This is a genomic window from Sphingomonas pseudosanguinis, assembly GCF_052056765.1.
GTDB classification, from domain to species: domain Bacteria; phylum Pseudomonadota; class Alphaproteobacteria; order Sphingomonadales; family Sphingomonadaceae; genus Sphingomonas; species Sphingomonas pseudosanguinis.
In genome coordinates this window covers 786407-805254 of the sequence record NZ_CP189888.1, presented here as the reverse complement: position 1 = coordinate 805254, position 18848 = coordinate 786407, and the positions used below count along the sequence as shown (strand labels likewise).

The 18848-nt window shown below is 66.4% G+C and carries 22 protein-coding genes and 1 tRNA gene; 8 read left to right on the top strand and 15 right to left on the bottom strand.

Translation table 11 applies throughout. The features are described 5' to 3' along the window. Entirely contained in the window at window positions 1-678 is a 678-nt protein-coding gene (locus tag ACQHGV_RS03680) for a hypothetical protein (RefSeq protein ID WP_440979465.1), read from the top strand. On the opposite strand, the gene ACQHGV_RS03675 is transcribed toward ACQHGV_RS03680, so the two are convergent. Beyond that, window positions 585-1256 carry a DUF4893 domain-containing protein gene (locus tag ACQHGV_RS03675; RefSeq protein WP_440979464.1) on the bottom strand — a complete coding sequence of 224 codons (672 nt, stop codon included), beginning with the start codon at window positions 1254-1256 and terminating at the stop codon, window positions 585-587. The genes ACQHGV_RS03680 and ACQHGV_RS03675 overlap by 94 nt on opposite strands. Continuing rightward, complete coding sequence (locus tag ACQHGV_RS03670) at window positions 1256-2041, bottom strand: 3-hydroxybutyrate dehydrogenase (RefSeq protein WP_440980126.1); 786 nt, start codon at window positions 2039-2041, stop codon at window positions 1256-1258. The genes ACQHGV_RS03675 and ACQHGV_RS03670 overlap by 1 nt, the downstream gene beginning before the upstream one ends. 124 nt (window positions 2042-2165) lie before the next feature. On the opposite strand from ACQHGV_RS03670, the gene ypfJ reads away from it, so the two are divergent. Then, window positions 2166-3068 (top strand): KPN_02809 family neutral zinc metallopeptidase, encoded by a 903-nt coding sequence (gene ypfJ / locus ACQHGV_RS03665; protein ID WP_440979463.1) that lies wholly within the window; start codon window positions 2166-2168, stop codon window positions 3066-3068. Window positions 3069-3213: 145 nt separating this feature from the next. Here ypfJ and ACQHGV_RS03660 read toward each other — a convergent pair whose 3' ends face one another. Both ACQHGV_RS03660 and ACQHGV_RS03655 read right to left on the bottom strand, forming a co-directional pair. Next, on the bottom strand, window positions 3214-4197 hold the full coding sequence (locus tag ACQHGV_RS03660; protein WP_440979462.1) for an NADP-dependent oxidoreductase: 984 nt from the start codon (window positions 4195-4197) through the stop codon (window positions 3214-3216). A 101-nt stretch (window positions 4198-4298) separates the two neighbouring features. Then, window positions 4299-5546: a DUF2171 domain-containing protein gene (locus ACQHGV_RS03655; RefSeq protein WP_440979461.1), complete on the bottom strand. Its 1248-nt coding sequence runs from the start codon at window positions 5544-5546 to the stop codon at window positions 4299-4301. A 246-nt stretch (window positions 5547-5792) separates the two neighbouring features. On the opposite strand from ACQHGV_RS03655, the gene ACQHGV_RS03650 reads away from it, so the two are divergent. The 3 genes from ACQHGV_RS03650 to ACQHGV_RS03640 all read left to right on the top strand — a co-directional run bounded on the left by ACQHGV_RS03650 (window position 5793) and on the right by ACQHGV_RS03640 (window position 7476). Further along, window positions 5793-5868 (top strand) — tRNA-Ala (locus ACQHGV_RS03650). A 103-nt stretch (window positions 5869-5971) separates the two neighbouring features. Further along, window positions 5972-6745 (top strand): NUDIX hydrolase, encoded by a 774-nt coding sequence (locus tag ACQHGV_RS03645; protein WP_440979460.1) that lies wholly within the window; start codon window positions 5972-5974, stop codon window positions 6743-6745. Further along, window positions 6745-7476 carry an extensin-like domain-containing protein gene (locus ACQHGV_RS03640; RefSeq protein WP_440979459.1) on the top strand — a complete coding sequence of 244 codons (732 nt, stop codon included), beginning with the start codon at window positions 6745-6747 and terminating at the stop codon, window positions 7474-7476. The genes ACQHGV_RS03645 and ACQHGV_RS03640 overlap by 1 nt, the downstream gene beginning before the upstream one ends. Window positions 7477-7531: 55 nt before the next feature. Here ACQHGV_RS03640 and ACQHGV_RS03635 read toward each other — a convergent pair whose 3' ends face one another. The 4 genes from ACQHGV_RS03635 to ACQHGV_RS03620 form a co-directional block, all read right to left on the bottom strand. Next, window positions 7532-8056 (bottom strand): hypothetical protein, encoded by a 525-nt coding sequence (locus tag ACQHGV_RS03635; protein WP_420854063.1) that lies wholly within the window; start codon window positions 8054-8056, stop codon window positions 7532-7534. 213 nt (window positions 8057-8269) lie between these two features. Beyond that, window positions 8270-8557, bottom strand: coding sequence for a hypothetical protein (locus tag ACQHGV_RS03630; protein ID WP_440979458.1), 288 nt, complete (start codon window positions 8555-8557; stop codon window positions 8270-8272). 61 nt (window positions 8558-8618) lie between these two features. Beyond that, a complete protein-coding gene (locus ACQHGV_RS03625) occupies window positions 8619-9398 on the bottom strand; it encodes a transglutaminase-like domain-containing protein (protein WP_440979457.1) in 780 nt (259 codons plus the stop codon). 75 nt (window positions 9399-9473) lie between these two features. Then, window positions 9474-10220: a Bax inhibitor-1/YccA family protein gene (locus tag ACQHGV_RS03620; protein ID WP_183951137.1), complete on the bottom strand. Its 747-nt coding sequence runs from the start codon at window positions 10218-10220 to the stop codon at window positions 9474-9476. Between the two features lie 122 nt (window positions 10221-10342). On the opposite strand from ACQHGV_RS03620, the gene thpR reads away from it, so the two are divergent. From thpR to ACQHGV_RS03605, 3 genes are all read left to right on the top strand, one after another. After that, window positions 10343-10903 carry an RNA 2',3'-cyclic phosphodiesterase gene (gene thpR / locus ACQHGV_RS03615; RefSeq protein ID WP_440979456.1) on the top strand — a complete coding sequence of 187 codons (561 nt, stop codon included), beginning with the start codon at window positions 10343-10345 and terminating at the stop codon, window positions 10901-10903. 52 nt (window positions 10904-10955) lie between these two features. Continuing rightward, the gene (locus ACQHGV_RS03610) at window positions 10956-11492 is read left to right on the top strand and encodes a superoxide dismutase family protein (protein ID WP_440980125.1); all 537 of its coding nucleotides are present in this window, start codon (window positions 10956-10958) and stop codon (window positions 11490-11492) included. Between the two features lie 67 nt (window positions 11493-11559). Beyond that, on the top strand, window positions 11560-12222 hold the full coding sequence (locus ACQHGV_RS03605) for an HAD-IA family hydrolase (protein WP_440979455.1): 663 nt from the start codon (window positions 11560-11562) through the stop codon (window positions 12220-12222). Window positions 12223-12455: 233 nt separating this feature from the next. Here ACQHGV_RS03605 and ACQHGV_RS03600 read toward each other — a convergent pair whose 3' ends face one another. The 7 genes from ACQHGV_RS03600 to ACQHGV_RS03570 form a co-directional block, all read right to left on the bottom strand. Beyond that, window positions 12456-12809: a HesB/IscA family protein gene (locus tag ACQHGV_RS03600; protein WP_440979454.1), complete on the bottom strand. Its 354-nt coding sequence runs from the start codon at window positions 12807-12809 to the stop codon at window positions 12456-12458. Window positions 12810-12811: 2 nt separating this feature from the next. Further along, window positions 12812-13270, bottom strand: a complete 459-nt coding sequence (locus tag ACQHGV_RS03595; protein WP_183951141.1) for an SUF system Fe-S cluster assembly protein — start codon at window positions 13268-13270, stop codon at window positions 12812-12814. Further along, a complete protein-coding gene (locus tag ACQHGV_RS03590; RefSeq protein WP_440979453.1) occupies window positions 13267-14472 on the bottom strand; it encodes an aminotransferase class V-fold PLP-dependent enzyme in 1206 nt (401 codons plus the stop codon). Before ACQHGV_RS03590 ends, ACQHGV_RS03595 begins: the two co-directional genes overlap by 4 nt. A 136-nt stretch (window positions 14473-14608) precedes the next feature. Further along, window positions 14609-15688, bottom strand: a complete 1080-nt coding sequence (locus tag ACQHGV_RS03585; protein WP_440979452.1) for a SufB/SufD family protein — start codon at window positions 15686-15688, stop codon at window positions 14609-14611. A gap of 136 nt (window positions 15689-15824) precedes the next feature. Continuing rightward, a complete protein-coding gene (gene sufC, locus ACQHGV_RS03580) occupies window positions 15825-16568 on the bottom strand; it encodes a Fe-S cluster assembly ATPase SufC (protein WP_183951144.1) in 744 nt (247 codons plus the stop codon). A 186-nt stretch (window positions 16569-16754) separates the two neighbouring features. Next, window positions 16755-18218, bottom strand: a complete 1464-nt coding sequence (gene sufB, locus ACQHGV_RS03575; protein WP_440979451.1) for a Fe-S cluster assembly protein SufB — start codon at window positions 18216-18218, stop codon at window positions 16755-16757. Then, on the bottom strand, window positions 18218-18673 hold the full coding sequence (locus ACQHGV_RS03570; RefSeq protein WP_440979450.1) for an SUF system Fe-S cluster assembly regulator: 456 nt from the start codon (window positions 18671-18673) through the stop codon (window positions 18218-18220). The genes sufB and ACQHGV_RS03570 overlap by 1 nt, the downstream gene beginning before the upstream one ends. Between the last annotated feature and the right edge of the window lie 175 nt (window positions 18674-18848).

Genomic DNA, 18848 nt, shown 5'->3' with positions numbered 1-18848 from the left:
ATGACCAAGTCGCTGCGCCTTCTGCTCGCCTTCGCTTTGTGGATCGGATGGGCCCTGCCGGCCCAGGCCGCCGTCACGATCACCTTCTGGAGCCATGAGCTGGGGAACAGCTTTCCCCACGCCTTCTTCTCGCTGCGCGGCACGGTCGATGCGACGGGCCAGCCGGTCGATGCCAATTACGGCTTCACCGCCAAATCGGTGTCGCCGGCGATCCTGATGGGCACGGTGCCGGGGCGGCTCGACATCTCGAAACCCTTCTATATCTCGACCAGCGACGCGCAGTTTTCCTATGTCATGACCGACGCGCAATATGGTGACATATTGGCGCTGGTCGCGGCGTGGGACGACAAGACGGGCGACGGCCATTACAATCTGAACCGGCGCAACTGCGTCCATTTCGTCCAGGAGGCCGCCCGGCGGCTGGGTCTCGTCGGACTGGATCACCCCGAGCTGATGAAGAAGCCGCGCTCCTATCTGAAGGCGGTGGCCAGCGCCAATGCCGACCGGGTCACGGTGCTGGGCATGTCGGGCAAGGCTTATCTCGCCTCGCTGCTGCCGCTGCCGGCTTTCGGCGCGCCGATCGGTCAGGTGCCGCTGGCCCCGGCGGTGCCGCCTGCGCCCGTACCGGCCGTACCTTCATCGGCCACCAGTTCGACCACGTCCAGAATCGACTCGTAAGCCGGATAGGGAAAGGCGATCCGCCAGCTGCGCTCGCCGACCCGCTCCAGCACGCCCGCCATGTCGCGCGCGCGGTCCTGGCCATAGGCATAGGATCGCTCTTCGTCCCCCAGCATCAACGTGCCCAGGAAAATGCTGCGCGCATCGGTGTCGGGGTAGAGGCGCCCCGTCAGCCGCTGCGATCCGGTCAGCTTCACCAGCTGCTTGCCGCCGTCCGACACGCGGCAGCGGAAATAGGGATAGGCGATATAGGTCAGCGTGCCGCGCCCCTGCGACCCCAGCTTGATCGTGCGGCATCGGTAATCGCCATCGGGCAGCCCGGGCTCGGCGATCGAACGGTCCGGATTGACCAGTTCGCCCAGCGCCGCGACGTCCGTTTCCCAGCCGCCGGCCCGTGCCTGGCGCAGCCCCTTCATCCACGCGTCGCGCCAGTTGCGCAGCCGCAGCCGATCCTCCTCGGTCGCGGCGCGCCGCCAGTCGACCGCCTCCGCCTGCCGCCGCGCGGCATGGGCGATCCCCGCCCCGCCAGCCGCGAGCCCCAGCATCAGCACCAGCGAGCAGCGCTTGCCCCCGCGCATCACTGCGCCGTCCAACCGCCATCGACCGACAGATTGGCGCCGGTGATCGCCTTGGCCTCGTCCCGGCACAGGAACAGCGCCAGCGCCGCGACCTGTTCGATCGTCACGAACTCCTTGGTCGGCTGCGCCTTCAGCAGCACATCCTCGATCACCTGATCGCGGGTCAGCCCGCGCGACTTCATCGTATCGGGAATCTGGTTCTCGACCAGCGGCGTCCAGACATAGCCGGGCGAGATGCAATTGGCGGTGATGCCATCGGTCGCCACCTCCAGCGCCACCGTCTTGGTGATGCCGACGACGCCGTGCTTGGCCGCGACATAGGCCGACTTGTTGGGGCTGGCGACCAGGCTGTGCGCCGAGGCGGTGGTGATGATCCGGCCCCAGCCCTTCTCCCGCATATGTGGGATGGCGGCGCGCATCATGTGCCAGGCCGAGGACAGGTTGATCGCGATGATCGCATCCCATTTCTCGACCGGGAATTCGGTGATCGGCGCGACATGCTGGATACCGGCATTGTTGATGACGATGTCGACCGATCCGGTTTCCTTTGCCGCGCGGTCGATCATCGCCGCGATTTCGTCCGGCCGGGTCATGTCAGCGGGGTCGTAGAGCGCGGCGGCGCCACTCGCCTGTTCCAGCGCGGCGCGGTTCGCCTCGATCGCATCCGCATCGCCGAAGCCGTTCAGCATCACAGCCGCCCCCTCCGCCGCCAGCGCCTTGGCATAGGCCAGTCCGATGCCCGAGGTGGAACCAGAGATCACCGCGGTCTTGCCCTTCAGGAACATGCGCTTCTCCTTGATATGCGCCGCACCATGCGGCCTGGCATCCGCGCGTGCAACCGCCGGAAGGGCTTGCGGGTTCAACGAACCAGACCCGATAGGTGGGCGAGGACGAAAGGGGTGATGTGCCATGCGGCTCGACGATTATGACAACGACATCAATGTCGGCGAGGCGCAGGGTGGCGGCGGCTTCGGCGGCGGCGGCGGCGGGCTGCTCTTCGGCCTGTTGCCGCTGATCGGCAGCCGCTTCGGCTGTGGCGGCATCGTCGTCGTCCTGATCATCCTGGCGGTCCTCGGCATGAACCCGCTGGGGCTGTTGACCGGTGGCGGCTCCAGCAACGTGCCCGTCACGCGGACCGCGGGGTCCAGCGAAGGCGGAAATGTGCGGCAGGTCTGCGAAGCCTCGCCCGAACGCCGCGAGACCTGTCAGGCGTTCAGCAACGCCCAGAACACCTGGGAAAAGATCTTCGCCGAGTCCGGCCAGCGCTTCTCGCCGCCGGGTCTGCGCTTCTTCACCGGCTCGGGACAGTCGGGCTGTGGCGCGGCGCAGGCGGCGATGGGGCCCTTCTACTGCCCGACCGACAGCAGCATCTATCTCGACACGAGCTTCTTCGACGAACTCGCCAACCGCTTCGGCGCGAAAGGCGATTTCGCACGCTATTATGTCGTCGCGCACGAGTTCGGCCATCACATCCAGAATCTGCTCGGCACGTCGGATCAGGTGCGGCGCGCACAGCAGGCGGCGGGTCAGGCGGAGGGCAATGCCCTGTCGGTGCGGCTGGAGCTGCAGGCGGATTGCTATGCCGGCGTCTGGGCCGCACGCAATCGCGACCGTCTGGAGCCCGGCGACGTGCAGGAAGGCATGACCGCCGCGCAGGCGATCGGCGATGATACGCTCCAGCGCGAGGCCTCCGGCCGCGTGGTGCCCGACAGCTTCACCCATGGCACCTCGGAACAGCGGATGCGCTGGCTGCGGCGGGGCATCGAGACGGGCGATCCGGCCCAGTGCAACACCTTCTCGGGCGCGATCTGAACGGATCGATCCTCCCCTTATAGGGGAGGTGGCAGGCCGAAGGCCTGACGGAGGGATGTCCCGGTTCGCGAGGAAACAGATCCTCACCACCGGCGACACCCCTCCACCATGCTGCGCATGCCCCCCTTACAGGGGAGGAAGGCGGTTACAGCTTGACGAGCATCTTGCCCTTGTTGCCGCCGGAGAACAGCGCCAGGAACGCCTCGGGGGTCTTGTCCAGTCCTTCGAACACCGTCTCCTCGCGCTTCAGCTTACCCTCCGACAGCATCGCGGCCATGTCGCGATAAAAGCCCTCATGGTCCTTGAAGTCGGACACGATGAAGCCCTGAATCCGCACGCGATTGCCGATCAGACGGGCGAGATATTTCAGGCTGGTCGGCTTGGCGTCGTTATAGACGTCGATCATCCCGCAAATCGCGAAGCGCGCGCCCGGATTGGCATGGGCGAGCGCGGCGTCCAGATGGTCGCCGCCGACATTGTCGAAATAGACGTCGATCCCGTCGGGGGCGACCTGCCCCAGCGCCTCGGTGACCGGCGTGCCGCTCTTATAGTCGATGACCGCATCGGCCCCCAGCTGGCGTACCCATTCGACCTTTTCGGCGCCGCCCGCCGATCCGATCACCGTCATGCCCTTGGCCTTGGCGATCTGCACGACCGTCGAGCCGACCGCACCCGCCGCCGCCGAGACGAACACCGTGTCGCCCGGCTTGGCCTCGGCGACATGCAGCAGGCCGTAATAGGCGGTCATGCCGGGCATGCCGAACTGGCCCAGAAACGCCTGCGGATCGGCCTTGATGTCGGGCAGCGGCTGGACATGCTGCGCGGGTAGCACCGCCTCGTCGCGCCAGCCGGCCATGTGGCTGACCATGGTTCCGACCGCGATGCCATCCGCCTTGCTCTCGACCACCTCGCCGATCGCGCCGCCCTGCATCGGCTCGCCGAGCTGGAACGGGGGCACATAGCTCTTCGTGTCGTTCATTCGCCCGCGCATATAGGGGTCGACCGACAGCCAGCGATTGACGACGCGCACCTGCCCCTCGGCAATATCGGGCAGCGTTTGCTCGACCAGCGCGAAGTCGGTGTCGACGGGCAGCCCCTTGGGGCGCGCGGCCAGGGTCCAGGCCTTCATATAATTGTCCTCTTCGTTACAATATTCGTAAATGGGAAAGGGCCCGGGTGTTGTCCACCCGAGCCCTTCCCTGTCGTCACCGATGGCGACGAGCCGTGCGATCAGTAACCGCGATTGGTGTCCGACGTGCTGCCGGTCGTGGTCGTGCCGGTGGTGCCGGTCGTCCCCGTGGTGCTCGACGTGCTGCCCGTGGTGGACGTGCCGGTCGTGGTCGAGCCGGTGCCGGTGGTCGAACCGGTCTGGCCATAGCTGTTCGACTGGCCGTAGCTGTTCGACGACTGGCCATAGCGGTTGCCACGGTCGTCATTGGTGCGGTCGCCGAACATGGCGCGCGCATTCTCTTCCTCGCGCCACTGGGCCTTGGCTTCGTCGGCGGTCTTGGTCAGCGTGACCTTGTCATCGACCGACTTCAGCCAGCGCGACGGGATCGAGTGGTGCTGGCCGCCCGCGTCGCGGTCGTTCTTGGTCAGCAGGATGCGATCGCCGCGCAGCTTGTCGACGGTGCCGACATGGCTGCCGTCCGAACCGACGACCTCCTGATGCTCCTTCACCTTGTTCAGCAGGTCGCGCTGGCCCTGACGCTCGGTGCGCCAGCTGCTGAACTCGTTCTGGAACTTGGTGCGGTTCTCGCTGCGATATTCGTCATAATCGCGGTCGAGCGCGGCGATCTGGCCCGAGCGCCAGTCGTTGTAATGATGGTCCTGCTCCGCGTAATAACGCTCGTCATAGCGGGCATCGGCCTCGCGACGACGCTCCGCGTCCTCGTCACCGAACCACGAGCGGACCTCGTCCCCGGCGCGAGCGAAGAAGCCGCGATCCTCATAGTCATAGCCCTGCGGCTGGCGACCGTAATCGCCGCGCTGGCCCTGCTGACCCTGACGGCCATAATCGCGGTCCTGGCGATCGTCGCGGCCATAGCGGTCGCCGGTATAGCCATAGCCGCGCGACGAATTGCCGTAGCTCGACGTGCGGTTGTCGTCGCGATCGTAATCGCGGTCGCTGCGGTAATCGCGGCCATAGTCGCGTTCGCCGCGATAGCCGGTATAACCGCCCGAGCGACCTTCGCCGTAACGGCCCTCGTACGCGCGACCGTCGAAATCCTGACGACCCCGGTTCAGCGAGTCGCGGTTGCCATAGCCCTGATAGCCATAGTCGCGTGCGCCATAACCGCGGCGGTCATCGTTGCGGCTGCCATAACGGTCGTCGTCGCGGTCGCGATCGAAGGCGCCCGCCGCTTCATAGTTGCGCGCGCTGGAATAGGTATAGTCACGGCCCGAGCCGTAGTCGCGGCCATAGTCGAAGTCGCGGTCGCCCCGATTGGCGTCGCGGGAATAGCGATCATAAGCCATCCATATTCTCCTGAATTCCGGTCCTGCGGGGGCCAGGGTCGCTCACCGGCGCCTGTACCGTCCGAGCGTTTCAATGAGGCAGATCAAGACATTGTTCCGTGGCCGATGCGGTGCGCACGACGGAATGCGCCACCCGACAGGTCGAAGGAGTCGGAAAAATTTTTGAGCGATGGCATCGAACCGGTGTTGCGTCGCCCCGGATCACCGGCTAATGGCGTCGCTCCCGATCATGATCGGGCACGGGGCGGGGCTGTAGCTCAGATGGGAGAGCGCTGCAATCGCACTGCAGAGGTCAGGGGTTCGATTCCCCTCAGCTCCACCACCCCGCCTATCTCCCGACATCGCCGATCCGACATGAAGCCCGCCAATCGTGCCATCATCGCGCGCGGCTTGCCCGACCGGCGGCTTTGCGCGTTAAGCGGGCGATGAACGACGATCCCGCCATCCCGGATGCGATCCCCGCCGCCAGTCTGATCCTGATACGCGACGGCATGGACCCGGGCGACCCGCCCGAGATATTGATGGTGCAGCGGGGTGCGACGCTCGCCTTTCTGGGCGGCGCGATGGTCTTTCCCGGCGGGCGCGTCGATCCCGCCGATCATGCGCTGGTCCCCCATGACGATCCCGACCCCGCCGACACCGCCGCGCGGATCGCCGCCATTCGCGAGACGATCGAGGAGGTCGGCCTTGCGGTGGGCCTCTCCCCCACCCTCGATGCCGCGGCGCGCGCGGCGCTATGCGAGGGGGTGCGACAGGGCCGGGCGTTGGCGGACGTGCTGCGTGACCACGACCTGACGATCGACACCGCCGCCCTGATCCCGTTCGCGCGCTGGTGCCCCGAACATAGTCCCGTCCGCCGCTTCGACGCGCGCTTCTATCTCGCCCGGATCGACCGCGACCGGTCCGAGACCAGGATCGACGGCAGCGAGACGGTCGATGCGCGGTGGCTTCCCGCCGCCTCGGCGCTGGCACAAGCGGACGCGGGTCGGATGCGGATCATCTTTCCCACGCGCCGCACGCTGGAGCGGCTGGCGCTCTACCAAAGCTTCGCCGCTGCGGCCGCCGATGCCGGAGCATGGCCGGTGCGGCGGATCATCCCGTTTCTGGCCGATCGCGACGGTGTGCCGTCGATCTGCATCCCTGACGATCTGGGCTTTCCGGTGACGGCGGAACCTGCGTCGCGGGCCGAGCGCGGCTGATGCGTGGGCTTCGCCACGGCGTTCGCCTTCTGGTCGGCATCGTCGTCGTCGCGGCGCTGGCGCTGCTGCTCTGGGGCCTGAGCCGGCAAAGGCCGCAAGACGTGCCCTGGGCACCGCTCGACCTCGGCCAACCGGTGGGCATGTCGACCGGGCGCAAGCTGACGGCGCTCACCCAGGATCGCGAGCAATGCATGGCGCTGCTCGACCGGGCGGGCATCCGCTACAACCCCCTGCCGACGCGACGTGATGGCGCACAATGCGGCTATGACGATGCCGTGCGGTTCGCCGATGGCGGCGCGCAGGCCATCGCCTATCGCCCGGCCTCGCTCGGCGTATCCTGTCCGGTCGCCGCCTCGCTGGCGCTATGGGAGTGGAATGGCGTGCAGAGCGCCGCCCGCGAATTGCTGGGGTCCGAGGTCGTCCGGATCGATCATCTCGGCAGCTATAACTGCCGACGTATCAGCGGGCGCAGCACGGGCGACTGGAGCGAGCATGCCCGCGCCAATGCCGTCGACATCGCCGGTTTCGGCTTGCGCGATGGCCGCCGGATCAGCGTGTTGCGCGACTGGTCGGACAGCGGCGCCAAGGGCAGGTTCCTGCGCCGTGTCCGCGACTCGGCCTGCGAGCTGTTCGCGACGACCCTGTCCCCCGATTACAATGCCGCGCATGCCGATCATCTCCATCTCGATCAGGCCTATCGCGGCCCGATGGGATGGCGCGCCTGCCGGTGACTTGACCGGTAATCCCGGCGGTGACGAGGCCCCCCGGCCCGTCACCGGCCCGGGGTCAGCTGGCCAGCGAGGTGCCGTTCGTATCGACCTTTTCCACCCAGTGCGGGAAGAAGGCCGGCTGGCGGCTCGACCAGCCGGCGGCGGTGGCCGCCGCTTCGCTGATCGACTGGAGTAGCTGGCGACGCAGTTCGGGATGCAGATGCGGCAGCGCCGCCGCCGCGCAGAACAGCGAGGGCAGCCACGGCCGCACCTCGGCCCCGATCAGCCGCTCATAGAGAAAGCGAAAGGCCGAGAAGCTGGTCAGACGCCCCTGCCCCAGATCGAATGCCGCGATCATCACCGCTGGCGCCAGAAAGGGTTCAAGCGATTCGAGACCGCTGTCGATCGGAATATGGTGCCGCACCTCGGGCAGGTTGCGATATAGACGCGCCTGCGCGCGGATGCTGGCGGCCTCGACGACATCGCGCGACCAGCGGGTCATCGCATCGTCGCGGTCCAGCCCGATATCGAGCGAGCGGCGGATATAACGCTGCGTCGATGCCGAGAAGCTCGCAAATTCCTTCATTTCGGCCAGGGTCATCGCACCTTCGGCTGGCCTGTTCTTCGATCCCATATCGTCACCCCACCCATTGGTTGAACGCGCCCAGCTTACGCCAAGTTGGTTAACGCAAGGCTGAACGCGTCAGGGACAGACGATCATGAAATGCGCCGCATCGCAACATTGGTTGCGACGAACCGCTGTCGTCGCAACCAATTACGAACCTAAAGCGGCGTCGCGGCAACTTTCATGCGCTCAGTGCTCGTCCTTGTCGTAACCCGAGGACGGTGCCGGATCGCTGCGCCCCGGCTGGGTGATCGAAAGCGGATCGCTGGCGTCCATCGTCTCGTCCAAGCTTTCGTCGAGCTGCGCGTCGACATCGTCGGGATTGCCTTCGATCTCGTCGGTGATCGCCTCGTCCTGGCCGGCATCCTGCTCGGGCTGTTGGCTGGGCTGGTCCGGCCGGTTGCCTTCCTCGGCCTTGGCGCCGCCGGGCGCTACCGAAACGCTGTCCAGCGCGCGATCGTCGATGCTGTCATTCATGGCACTTCCCCATCTCAGTGGACAGGATCAACGAGCCACCCCGCGCAACCGTTCCTGCCCGTCAGTCGAGCCGGTCGACGCGCACGCTCTGCTCGCACAGCTGCGCCTCGCCAAAGATGGTCATGAAGGCGATGTCGGTCGCGTCACGCCCCACCCCGACCAGCGCGATCTCGTCGGCGCGCGCCATGCCGGTGGCGTCGACCAGATGCCAGCGGCCATCGAGCCACAATTCGGCCACCGCATGGAAATCGGGCGGATCGACGCCCGGCGCATAGGCCGAAACGCAGCGCGCCGGAATCTCCGCCGCCCGCGCCAGCGCGACCAGCAGATGGGCATAGTCGCGGCACACGCCGGTGCGCGAGGCGAAGGTGTCGAGCGCGGTCGTAACCCCCTGCGAACTGCCCGCGCGATAGGTCATCCGGGTCTTCACCCAATCGACCAGCGCGGCGGCCAGCGCGCCGCCAGACAGCCCGCCGAAGCGCGCGCGGACGAAGCCCTCCAGCTTGTCCGACTCGCAATAACGGCTGGGCAGCAGATAGGGGATCAGGACTCCGGGCAGCGCGCGGGCCGGCGTCGCCGGCAGGACGTGGAGGTCATGGACCGGGCGGTCGATCACGACCACCGCCTTGTACCGCGCGGACAGGGCATGGTCGGCGCGGACCCAGCAACGCTGCCCGATGCCGTCCTCACCCGGCACCGCCGTAACGCCATGATCGGACCAGATGGTCAGCGACTGTTCTTCCAGCCACTGGTCGGCCATCGCCGCCGCTTCGATCTGCAGCAATATGTCCGCCGGCGCGGTCAGCGTATAATCCAGCGACACTTCGATCGACAGCCGCATACATCATCCCGTCATAGCAAAAGGGCCTGGCGGATCGTCCGCCAGGCCCTGAAAGATACTCATAGTCGCCGTGCGTCAGTCGCGGCTGGAGCCGGTCAGGCGCAGGATGAACAGGAACATGTTGATGAAGTCGAGGTACAGGCTGAGCGCCGACATGATGACCACGCGGTCCTGCATCGACGTACCGCGCACCTCGTAATAGAGCGACTTGGTACGCTGCGTATCATAAGCAGTCAGACCGGCGAACAGCAGCACGCCGACGAAGCTGATGACCAGACCCATCGTCCCCGACTGAAGGAAGATGTTGATGATGCTGGCGACGATCAGACCGACCAGACCGATGATCAGGAAGGTGCCGAAGGCCGACAGGTCACGCTTGGTGGTGTAGCCGTACAGGCTCAGCGCCGCGAAGCCTGCCGCGGTGGCGAAGAACGCGCCCGCGATCGACGAACCGCTATAGACCAGGAAGATGGTCGACAGCGACAGACCCATGACGATCGCGAACGCCCAGAAGAGCAGCTGCATCGTCGAGGTCTTCATCCGCGACTGGCCCATGCTCAGCGCGAAGACGAAGCCCAGCGGCGCGAACATGATGACGTACTTCAGCGGACCGCCGCCCATGAAGACCTGCGCGGCCGGGCTCGACGCCCCGCCCCAGGCGAACAGCAGCGCGACGATACCCGTCAGCAGCACGCCGGACGCCATATAGTTGTAGACGGACAGCATGTACGAACGCAGGCCGGCGTCGAACGCGGTCGAGCCCGTGTTGGCGGTGGTTCCGAACGGCGCGGCGCTCGGCCGTGGATCAGACCAGTTTGCCATGGTGAACTATTGCTCCTTTGCCCGGCCATATGCCGGTTGATGGAAATATCGCTCTCTCGGGGACGCATTTCAAGCCAAAGCGGTTCCCGATCATAGCGTCATTACGATAGAAACACTTTGTTATGCTCCGCCTGTTCATCGCACTCCGCCCGCCGCCCGCCATTCGCGACCTCCTCGCCGATGCGATGGATGGTGTTCCGTCGGCCCGCTGGCAGGATGACGACCAGCTGCATCTGACCCTGCGCTTCATCGGCGAGGTCGATCGCCCGGTGGCCGAAGACATCGCCGCCGCGCTGGAACAGGTCCATGCACCCGCGCCGACCGTGCGGATCGCGGGTGTCGGCACCTTCGATCGCCGGGGGCGGGTCGACACGCTGTGGGCCGGGGTCACGCCGCACGATGCGCTCGCGCATCTGCACCGCAAGGTCGACCAGGCCTGTGGGCGCGCGGGCCTGTCACCCGAGCCGCGTGCCTATCTGCCACATATCACCTTGGCCCGCCTGCCCGGCTCGGCCGGCCGCGCGCCGGAGATCGCGGGGTGGCGCGCGGTCCATGCCGGCCTGTCGAGCGCGCCCTTCGCGATGGAGCACCTCGTCCTCTACCAAAGCCATCTGGGTCATGGCGGCGCATCCTATGAACCCGTGATGCGTTGGCCGCTGGACACCGGCGCGCCCGATGCCTGAACCTTGGCGTGCCGGCTATGAAAAGACGTTCGAACAGGGAGCTTCCGACATGATGAAATATGCCACGCTGCTGACCATCGGCACCCTCGCACTGGGCCTGGCCGCCTGCGACCAGACCAAGATGGAAACCGGTGCCCCCGTCCCCGGCGCCCCGAGCGCGACCGCGATGCTGCGTACCGGCACCGGCGGCGAGGCCGGCCGTGCGACCGCGACCGAGGTAGCGGGCGGCCTGCGCGTCACGCTCGACGCGATGAACGTGCCGGCGGGGCTGCACGGCGTCCATGTCCACACCGTCGGCCGGTGCGACGCGCCCGATTTCACCACCGCCGGCGGCCATTGGAACCCCGCGCAGCGCCAGCATGGCAGCATGAACCCGCAGGGCCCGCATGAGGGCGACATGCCCAACATGACGGTCGGCAATGACGGGCGCGGTACGCTGGGCGTCGTGCTGCCGGGCGCGACGATGGCGGGGCTGCTCGATGCGGACGGCTCGGCGATCATCATCCATGCCGCCGCCGACGATCTGAAGACCGACCCCAGCGGCAATAGCGGCGCGCGTCTGGCCTGCGGCGTGTTCCAGGCCAACTAAGCCCCACTCCGATCGGCCCCGTCGCATGACTCCCGTGCGGCGGGGCTTTTCCTGTCAGGATGTCCGCATGACCAGCGCCCTGCCCACCCGCCGCTTCGGCGGGTTCCTGTTCGACATGGACGGCACGATCCTCAGTTCGATCGCCTCGGCCGAACGCGCCTGGACGGATTGGGCGACGCGGCAGGGGCTGGATGTCGACGCGTTCCTGCCGACCATCCACGGCGTCCAGTCGGTCGAGACGATCCGCCGGCTGAACCTGCCCGGCATCGATCCGGTGGCGGAGGCGCATGCGCTGACCGAGGCGGAGATGCTGGACGTCGACGATGTCGTGCCGATCGGCGGTGCGGCGGAATTCCTCGCCGCGCTGCCGGCGGATCGCTGGGCGATCGTGACCTCCGCGCCACGGCGGCTGGCGGAGGTGCGGCTGAAGGCGGCGGGCCTGCCGCTACCGGGCGTGTTCGTGACGGCGGAAGATGCCGAGCGGAGCAAGCCCGCACCCGACGGCTTCCTGCTGGGGGCGAAGCGGCTGGGCATCACGCCGAAGGATTGCCTAGCGTTCGAGGACGCACCCGCTGGGATCGCGGCGGCCGAAGCGGCGGGGATGACGGTCGTGGTGATCACCGAGACGCATCGTCACGCGATGGATACGGCGCATGCGACGGTGACGGATTATCGCGATCTGGCGGTGGAGTGGGACGGTGCCAGCCTGAAGCTGGACCACCGGATTTAAATCGCCATCCTCACCCTTCCCACCCACCTTCCGTGGGCGGGCCCCTTCCCTCTCCCATCGGGAGAGGGAGGGAGGCGCGGAGTGCCGGAAGGGTGAGGGCATCCCGCCCCACCGTTCAGCCTGAGCGAAGTCGAAGGCCAAAGGATTCCGGATAGTGCAGGGCGTGCACTTCGACTTCGCTCAGTCCGAACGGAACGAGAGCTAGGGGCGACGGACCATCTGGCCGCCTCTCCTCAAACCGTAAAGCTCTCCCCGCACCCGCACGCACCCTTGGCATTGGGGTTCTGGAACACGAAACCGGCGGTGAAATCGTCCTCGACCCAGTCCATGGTCGAGCCGATCAGATACAGGATCGACCCGCCATCGACGAACAGCGTCCCACCCGGCGTATCGATCTTCTCATCGAACGCCTTGGCCTCGGTGACATAATCGACCGAATAGGCCAGCCCCGAACAGCCCCGGCGCGGCGTCGACAGCTTGACCCCGACCGCCCCTTCCGGCGCGCGCGCCATCAGGTCGGCGATCCGCGCTTGGGCCGAGGGCGTCAGGTTCAGTGCGGCGGGGCGCGGACGGAGCGTGGTCGCCATGGTCAGAGCATTCCCAGTTCGAGCTTGGCGTCGTCCGACATCTTCTGCGGGTCCCATGGCGGGTCCCAGACGAGATTGACGTCGGCCGTCGCGATGCCTGGGACCGCCGAGACGCGGAGTTCCACCTCGCCCGGCATCGACTCGGCGACCGGGCAATGCGGGGTGGTCAGCGTCATCGTGACGACCGCATGGCCGCCCTCGGTCACTTCGACGCCGTAGATCAGCCCCAGGTCATAGATGTTGACCGGAATCTCGGGGTCGAAAATATCCTTCAGCGCGTCGATGATGCCATCGTACAGCGCGCCGCCCGGCTGGGTCGGATCGTCGGCGGTCGGCTTTTGCGACAGGAAGCCCGACAGATAGTCGCGCTGGCGCTCCGCCGGGGCTTCGACCACGTCCTGCACGCGCGCCTTGGGCGGCTGCGCCACGCTCTCGACCTCTTCGATCTTGTAATCGCTCATCCGAAAATCCTCGTGACCCGCCGGACGCCATCCACCAGCGCCGCGACGTCATCGGGTCCGTTATACACGCCGAAACTCGCCCGCGCGGTGGCAGGCAGGCCGAGCGCCTCCATCAAAGGCTGCGCACAGTGATGGCCCGCGCGGATCGCCACCCGGCTCTCGTCCAATATGGTGCCGATGTCGTGGGGATGAACCCCCTCGACCGCGAAACTGACGATTCCCGCCGAGTCTTCCGGCCCCAGCAGCCGCACCGAGTTGATCGCCGACAACCCTTCCCGCGCCTGGGCGACCAGCGCCGCCTCATGCGCATGGATCGCATCCAGCCCGATCACCGAGACATAGTCGATCGCAGCATGGAGCCCCAGCGCCCCGACGATATGCGGCGTCCCCGCCTCGAACCGGCCCGGCGGCGGGGCGTAGGTGGTCTTCTCGAAGCTCACCCGGTCGATCATCGATCCGCCACCCTGATAGGGCGGCATCGCCTCGAGCAGTTCCGGCCGCGCCCACAGCACGCCGATGCCGGTCGGGCCATAGAGCTTGTGACCGGAGAAGACGTAGAAATCGCAGTCGAGCGCCTTCACATCGACCGCAATGCGCGGCACCGCCTGGCACCCGTCGAGCAGGATCTTCGCACCGACGCCATGCGCCAGATCGGCCGCGCGCCGTGCGTCGAGTACAGAACCCAGCACGTTCGACACATGGCCCAGCGACACAAGCTTGTGCGCCGGGGTCAGCATGCGCGCCATCGCATCCAGATCGATGCGGTGGTCCGCCGTCAGCGGCAGCACGTCGATCGCGACGCCCAGCCGCTCGGCGACCATCTGCCACGGCACGATGTTGGAGTGATGCTCCAGCATCGACAGCAAGATGCGGTCGCCCGCCTTGAGGTTGGTCACGACCCAGCACTGGGCGACGAGGTTGATCCCCTCGGTCGCACCGCGCGTGAAGACGATCTCGTTCGCCGACCCAGCGCCAATGAACCGCGCCGTCGCCTCGCGCGCCTTTTCATAGGCGACCGTCATGTCGGCCGAGCGCTGATAGACGCCGCGATGCACCGTGGCATAGCTGGTGTCATAAGCCCGCGTGATCGCGTCGATGACAACTTGCGGCTTCTGCGCGGTCGCGGCGGTGTCGAGATAGGCCCAGCCGTCCGGGATCGCGGGGAAATCCGCCACGCGATCAAGAGGTGAAGCGGTCGCCATCAAATCCTCCCCAAGCTGTGCTTGGGGAGGGGGACCATGCGCAGCATGGTGGAGGGGCAAGCCCCTCGCCCCTCCACCACCGCTTCGCGGCGGTCCCCCTCCCCATCGGAGATGGGGAGGATTTGGGTGGTCGTCGTCAAAGCGCCGCCTCCAGCCAGGCATCGGCATCCGCCGCAAAGGCTTCGCGCACCACCTCGTTGCCGATCCGGTCGATCGCGTCCGCCACGAAGGCGCGGGTCAGCAACGCCTGCGCACGGGGCTTAGGGATGCCACGGCTCTGCATGTAGAACAGTGCCTTGGCATCGAGTTCACCCACAGTCGCGCCATGCGCGCACTTCACGTCGTCGGCGAAGATTTCCAGCTCGGGCTTCAAATTCACCGTCGCCGTCCGCTGGAGCAGCAGACCGCGCAAGCTCTGCTCGCCATCGGTCTTCTGCGCATGACGCGCCACTTCGACCCGCGCGGCGAGGCTCGCCTGGCTGCGATCGGCGGCGACCGCACGCCACAGCTGATGGCTCTGGCCGTTCAGCGCAGCATGGCGCAGCGAAACCGCACATTCCTGCTTCAACTCACCCTTGGTCAGCAGCGCGCCGCCGAACTCGGCATAGGCGCCGTCGCCGGTCTGTGTGATGCCGCCATCGATCCGCGCACCCATCGTACCCGCCGCCAGGAAGGTCGCGGTCAGGCTCGCCCCCTCGCCCAGTTCGGCTTCCTCGCGCAGCGACACGAAGCCGTCATCCTGCAGCAGCCGCACCGCCCGCATCAGCCGCGCCGACGCCGCAAGCTTCACCCGCGTCAGCCGGTTGGTCCAGCCGTGCCCGACATAAGTCTCATAGACCTGCGCCGCCGCATCCTCGGCGAGCACGATCTCGGCCGGCAGGTGATTGGCCGCACCGCTGGCGACATGGACGATCTGTACCGGCTCGGCGACAGCATCGCGGTCCAGCCGCAACGACCAGCCACGCCCCAGCGCCTGCCTACCCAGCGGATGGTCGCTGGCATCGATCTGGGTCAGTTGGACCGGGCCGAGATCGCTGGCGCTTTCATCCAGCACGCCGTCGACGAACAGCAGCCGCGCGCCGCCCAAGTCGAGGAAGCGATCCGCCCCCGCGACCGGCACCGCCCGCTCGCTCTCCGCCGCCCGGCGCAAGCTGTCGATATCGGCCCAGCGCCACGCCTCCTCGCGCGTCAAGGGGAGTTCCAAAACGTCCGCCATCAATTCCTCCCCAAGCTTTGCTTGGGGAGGGGGACCAGCCGCAGGCTGGTGGAGGGGCAAGCCCCTCGCCCCTCCACCACCGCTTCGCGGCGGTCCCCCTCCCCATCGAAGATGGGGAGGATTTGGAAGGCCGCGCTCATGCCTCCACCCCGGCATAGCCCTCACGCTCCAGTTCGAGCGCGAGTTCGGGGCCGCCCGAGCGCACGATGCGGCCATCGGCCAGCACATGCACCCGGTCGGGCTGCACATAGTCGAGCAGCCGCTGATAATGGGTGATCAGCAGCACCGCCTTGTCGGGCGCGCGCATGATCCGGTTGATGCCGTCCCCGACGATGCGCAACGCGTCGATGTCGAGGCCCGAATCCGTCTCGTCCAGGATCGCGAACTTGGGGTTCAGGATACCCATCTGGACCATCTCGTTGCGCTTCTTCTCACCGCCCGAGAAGCCGACATTGACCGGACGCTTCAGCATGTCCTGGTTCAGCCCCAGCCCATCGGCCTGCGCGCGGGCGAGCTTCAGGAACTCCCCACCCGACAGCGGCTTTTCGTCGCGCTGGCCGCGCTGCGCGTTCAGGCTCTCGCGCAGGAACTGGACGTTGGACACGCCGGGGATCTCGACCGGATATTGGAAGCCCAGGAACAGGCCCACGGCGGCGCGCTCGTTCGGCTCCAGCTCGAGTAGGTCGACGCCGTCGAACGTCACCGAACCCTCGGTCACTTCGTACCCCGGGCGCCCGCCCAGCACATAGCCCAGCGTCGACTTGCCTGCGCCGTTCGGCCCCATGATCGCATGGACTTCGCCCGCATTAACCTCGAGCGTCAGGCCCTTGAGGATCGGCTTGCCGTCAATCTCGGCGTGGAGGTTTTCAATCTTGAGCATGGCCACCGAAAGCTACTTTCCAAGCTAGTGTATCAAGATCGCCAAACCACTCTTGAGCAAGCGATCGGACGTCTTCTTTCGTCATATCAAACGAGCGAGCTGCCTCGCTAAGTGCGTCGTCCACTGGGAGTTGTATCACCAGCAGGTGATACAAGCAGTTGAGCACCCCTTCCCTGGGAGGAGCCCTCACCCGACCGAACCCTCCAACGAAATCCCCAGCAGCTTCTGCGCTTCGACCGCGAACTCCATCGGGAGCTGCTGCAAGACTTCCCGCGCAAAGCCGTTGACGATCAGCGCGACCGCCGCTTCCTGATCCAACCCACGGCTCATGGCGTAGAACAGCTGGTCCTCGCTGATCTTGCTGGTCGTCGCCTCATGCTCGATCTGCGCGCTGGGGTTCTTCACCTCGATATAGGGCACGGTATGCGCGCCGCACTGGTCGCCAAGCAGCAGGCTGTCGCACTGGGTGAAGTTGCGGACATTCTCGGCGGTCGCCGCCACGCGGACCAACCCGCGATAGGTGTTGTCCGAATGCCCGGCCGAAATCCCCTTCGACACGATGGTGGACCGCGTGTTCTTGCCCAGATGGATCATCTTGGTGCCGGTATCGGCCTGCTGGCGATTGTTCGTCACCGCGACCGAGTAGAACTCACCGACCGAGCCGTCGCCCGCCAGCACGCAGCTTGGGTATTTCCACGTCACCGCCGAGCCGGTTTCGACCTGCGTCCACGACACCTTGCTGTTCTTGCCCTGACAGAGCGCGCGCTTAGTGACGAAGTTGTAGATGCCGCCGACGCCATTCTCGTCGCCCGGATACCAGTTCTGGACGGTCGAATACTTAATCTCGGCATCGTCCAGCGCGACCAGCTCGACGACCGCCGCGTGAAGCTGGTTCTCGTCGCGCATCGGCGCGGTGCAACCTTCGAGATAGGAGACGTACGCCCCCTTGTCCGCGACGATCAGCGTGCGCTCGAACTGGCCGGTATTCTCCGCATTGATGCGGAAATAGGTCGACAGCTCCATCGGGCAGCGGACGCCCTCCGGGATGTAGACGAAGGTGCCGTCCGAGAAGACCGCCGAGTTGAGCGTCGCGAAATAGTTATCCCGCTGCGGCACGACCTTGCCCAGCCATTTGCGGACCAGATCAGGATATTCCTTGATCGCCTCGGAGATCGAGCGGAAGATCACACCCGCCGCTTCCAGCTCCTTGCGGAAGGTGGTCGCGACCGACACCGAGTCGAACACTGCGTCGACCGCGACCTTGCGCGCGCCCTCGACGCCCGCCAGCACTTCCTGCTCGGCGATCGGAATGCCCAGCTTTTCGTAGGTCCGGCGAATTTCGGGGTCGAGCTCGTCCAGCGACGCGATCGTCTTCTTCTGCTTCGGCTCCGCGTAATAATACGCGTCCTGATAGTCGATCGGCGGGATGTTCAGCTTGGCCCAGTCCGGGCTCTCCAGCGTCTGCCACAGGCGAAACGCCTTCAGCCGCCAGTCGAGCATCCATTCGGGCTCGCCCTTCTTGGCAGAGATATAGCGAACCGTATCCTCGCTCAGCCCCTTGGGCGCGAAGTCCTGCTCGACCTCGGTGGCAAAGCCCCACTCGTACTTCTTGTTGGCGGCGGCGAGCGCCTCTGCATTCTTCGTGGCCATCAGGCGAATACCCCCGGACGCGGCGACACGTCCATCACTTGCGATTCAACAGGATCGGCGGCGAGCGTCGCGAGCGTCACCCCGGAAAAGGCGGCGCGTACCGCCTGATTGACGACATGCCAATGCGGACGCACACGACATTGCATTTCCAGGCCGCAATCATGCGCGGCGCCATCGACACAGGCGGTCAGCGCGATCGGGCCGTCCACCGCCTCGACGATATCGGCCAGGCTGATCGTGTCGGCGTCGCGGGCGAGGCGGATGCCACCGCCGGTGCCGCGCGTGCTCTCGATCAGCCCCGCGCCCGCCAGACGGCTCACGAGCTTCTGCGCGGTGGGCAAAGGCACGCCTGTCTGCCCCGCCAGCAGGGTCGCGTTGCTCCGCCCGCCAGCGCCTTCGCGCGCGGCGGCGGTCATCATCACGACCGCATAATCGGCTAGGCTGGAAAGGCGCATGATCTCCAATCGGATGGATTTGGTCCGATTGGCAAATGGGCGTGAGGGAGCGGTTCGTCAACCGCGAATGCGTGTGGGAATTTCGATGGGTGTGAGTGAGGGGGCCTCACTTCTTACTTCTTAAGCCCCTCCCGTAAACGGGAGAAGTTTGGGGAGGGCATGGGGTCTCACCGAG

What these genes read in the sequence shown, in the direction of transcription:
- ACQHGV_RS03680 (WP_440979465.1), top strand. Translation starts at nt 1, where the DNA reads ATGACCAAGTCGCTGCGCCTTCTGCTCGCCTTCGCTTTGTGGATCGGA.
- ACQHGV_RS03635 (WP_420854063.1), bottom strand. Translation starts at nt 8,056, where the DNA reads ATGACCCTGGCCGAAATGAAGGAATTTGCGAGCTTCTCGGCATCGACG.
- ACQHGV_RS03600 (WP_440979454.1), bottom strand. Translation starts at nt 12,809, where the DNA reads ATGGCGACCACGCTCCGTCCGCGCCCCGCCGCACTGAACCTGACGCCC.
- ACQHGV_RS03670 (WP_440980126.1), bottom strand. Translation starts at nt 2,041, where the DNA reads ATGTTCCTGAAGGGCAAGACCGCGGTGATCTCTGGTTCCACCTCGGGC.
- ACQHGV_RS03660 (WP_440979462.1), bottom strand. Translation starts at nt 4,197, where the DNA reads ATGAAGGCCTGGACCCTGGCCGCGCGCCCCAAGGGGCTGCCCGTCGAC.
- ACQHGV_RS03645 (WP_440979460.1), top strand. Translation starts at nt 5,972, where the DNA reads ATGAACGACGATCCCGCCATCCCGGATGCGATCCCCGCCGCCAGTCTG.
- ACQHGV_RS03675 (WP_440979464.1), bottom strand. Translation starts at nt 1,256, where the DNA reads ATGCGCGGGGGCAAGCGCTGCTCGCTGGTGCTGATGCTGGGGCTCGCG.
- ACQHGV_RS03625 (WP_440979457.1), bottom strand. Translation starts at nt 9,398, where the DNA reads ATGCGGCTGTCGATCGAAGTGTCGCTGGATTATACGCTGACCGCGCCG.
- ACQHGV_RS03595 (WP_183951141.1), bottom strand. Translation starts at nt 13,270, where the DNA reads ATGAGCGATTACAAGATCGAAGAGGTCGAGAGCGTGGCGCAGCCGCCC.
- sufB (WP_440979451.1), bottom strand. Translation starts at nt 18,218, where the DNA reads ATGGCCACGAAGAATGCAGAGGCGCTCGCCGCCGCCAACAAGAAGTAC.
- ACQHGV_RS03655 (WP_440979461.1), bottom strand. Translation starts at nt 5,546, where the DNA reads ATGGCTTATGATCGCTATTCCCGCGACGCCAATCGGGGCGACCGCGAC.
- ACQHGV_RS03590 (WP_440979453.1), bottom strand. Translation starts at nt 14,472, where the DNA reads ATGGCGACCGCTTCACCTCTTGATCGCGTGGCGGATTTCCCCGCGATC.
- ACQHGV_RS03585 (WP_440979452.1), bottom strand. Translation starts at nt 15,688, where the DNA reads ATGGCGGACGTTTTGGAACTCCCCTTGACGCGCGAGGAGGCGTGGCGC.
- ACQHGV_RS03610 (WP_440980125.1), top strand. Translation starts at nt 10,956, where the DNA reads ATGAAATATGCCACGCTGCTGACCATCGGCACCCTCGCACTGGGCCTG.
- ACQHGV_RS03620 (WP_183951137.1), bottom strand. Translation starts at nt 10,220, where the DNA reads ATGGCAAACTGGTCTGATCCACGGCCGAGCGCCGCGCCGTTCGGAACC.
- thpR (WP_440979456.1), top strand. Translation starts at nt 10,343, where the DNA reads ATGCTCCGCCTGTTCATCGCACTCCGCCCGCCGCCCGCCATTCGCGAC.
- sufC (WP_183951144.1), bottom strand. Translation starts at nt 16,568, where the DNA reads ATGCTCAAGATTGAAAACCTCCACGCCGAGATTGACGGCAAGCCGATC.
- ypfJ (WP_440979463.1), top strand. Translation starts at nt 2,166, where the DNA reads ATGCGGCTCGACGATTATGACAACGACATCAATGTCGGCGAGGCGCAG.
- ACQHGV_RS03630 (WP_440979458.1), bottom strand. Translation starts at nt 8,557, where the DNA reads ATGAATGACAGCATCGACGATCGCGCGCTGGACAGCGTTTCGGTAGCG.
- ACQHGV_RS03605 (WP_440979455.1), top strand. Translation starts at nt 11,560, where the DNA reads ATGACCAGCGCCCTGCCCACCCGCCGCTTCGGCGGGTTCCTGTTCGAC.
- ACQHGV_RS03570 (WP_440979450.1), bottom strand. Translation starts at nt 18,673, where the DNA reads ATGCGCCTTTCCAGCCTAGCCGATTATGCGGTCGTGATGATGACCGCC.
- ACQHGV_RS03640 (WP_440979459.1), top strand. Translation starts at nt 6,745, where the DNA reads ATGCGTGGGCTTCGCCACGGCGTTCGCCTTCTGGTCGGCATCGTCGTC.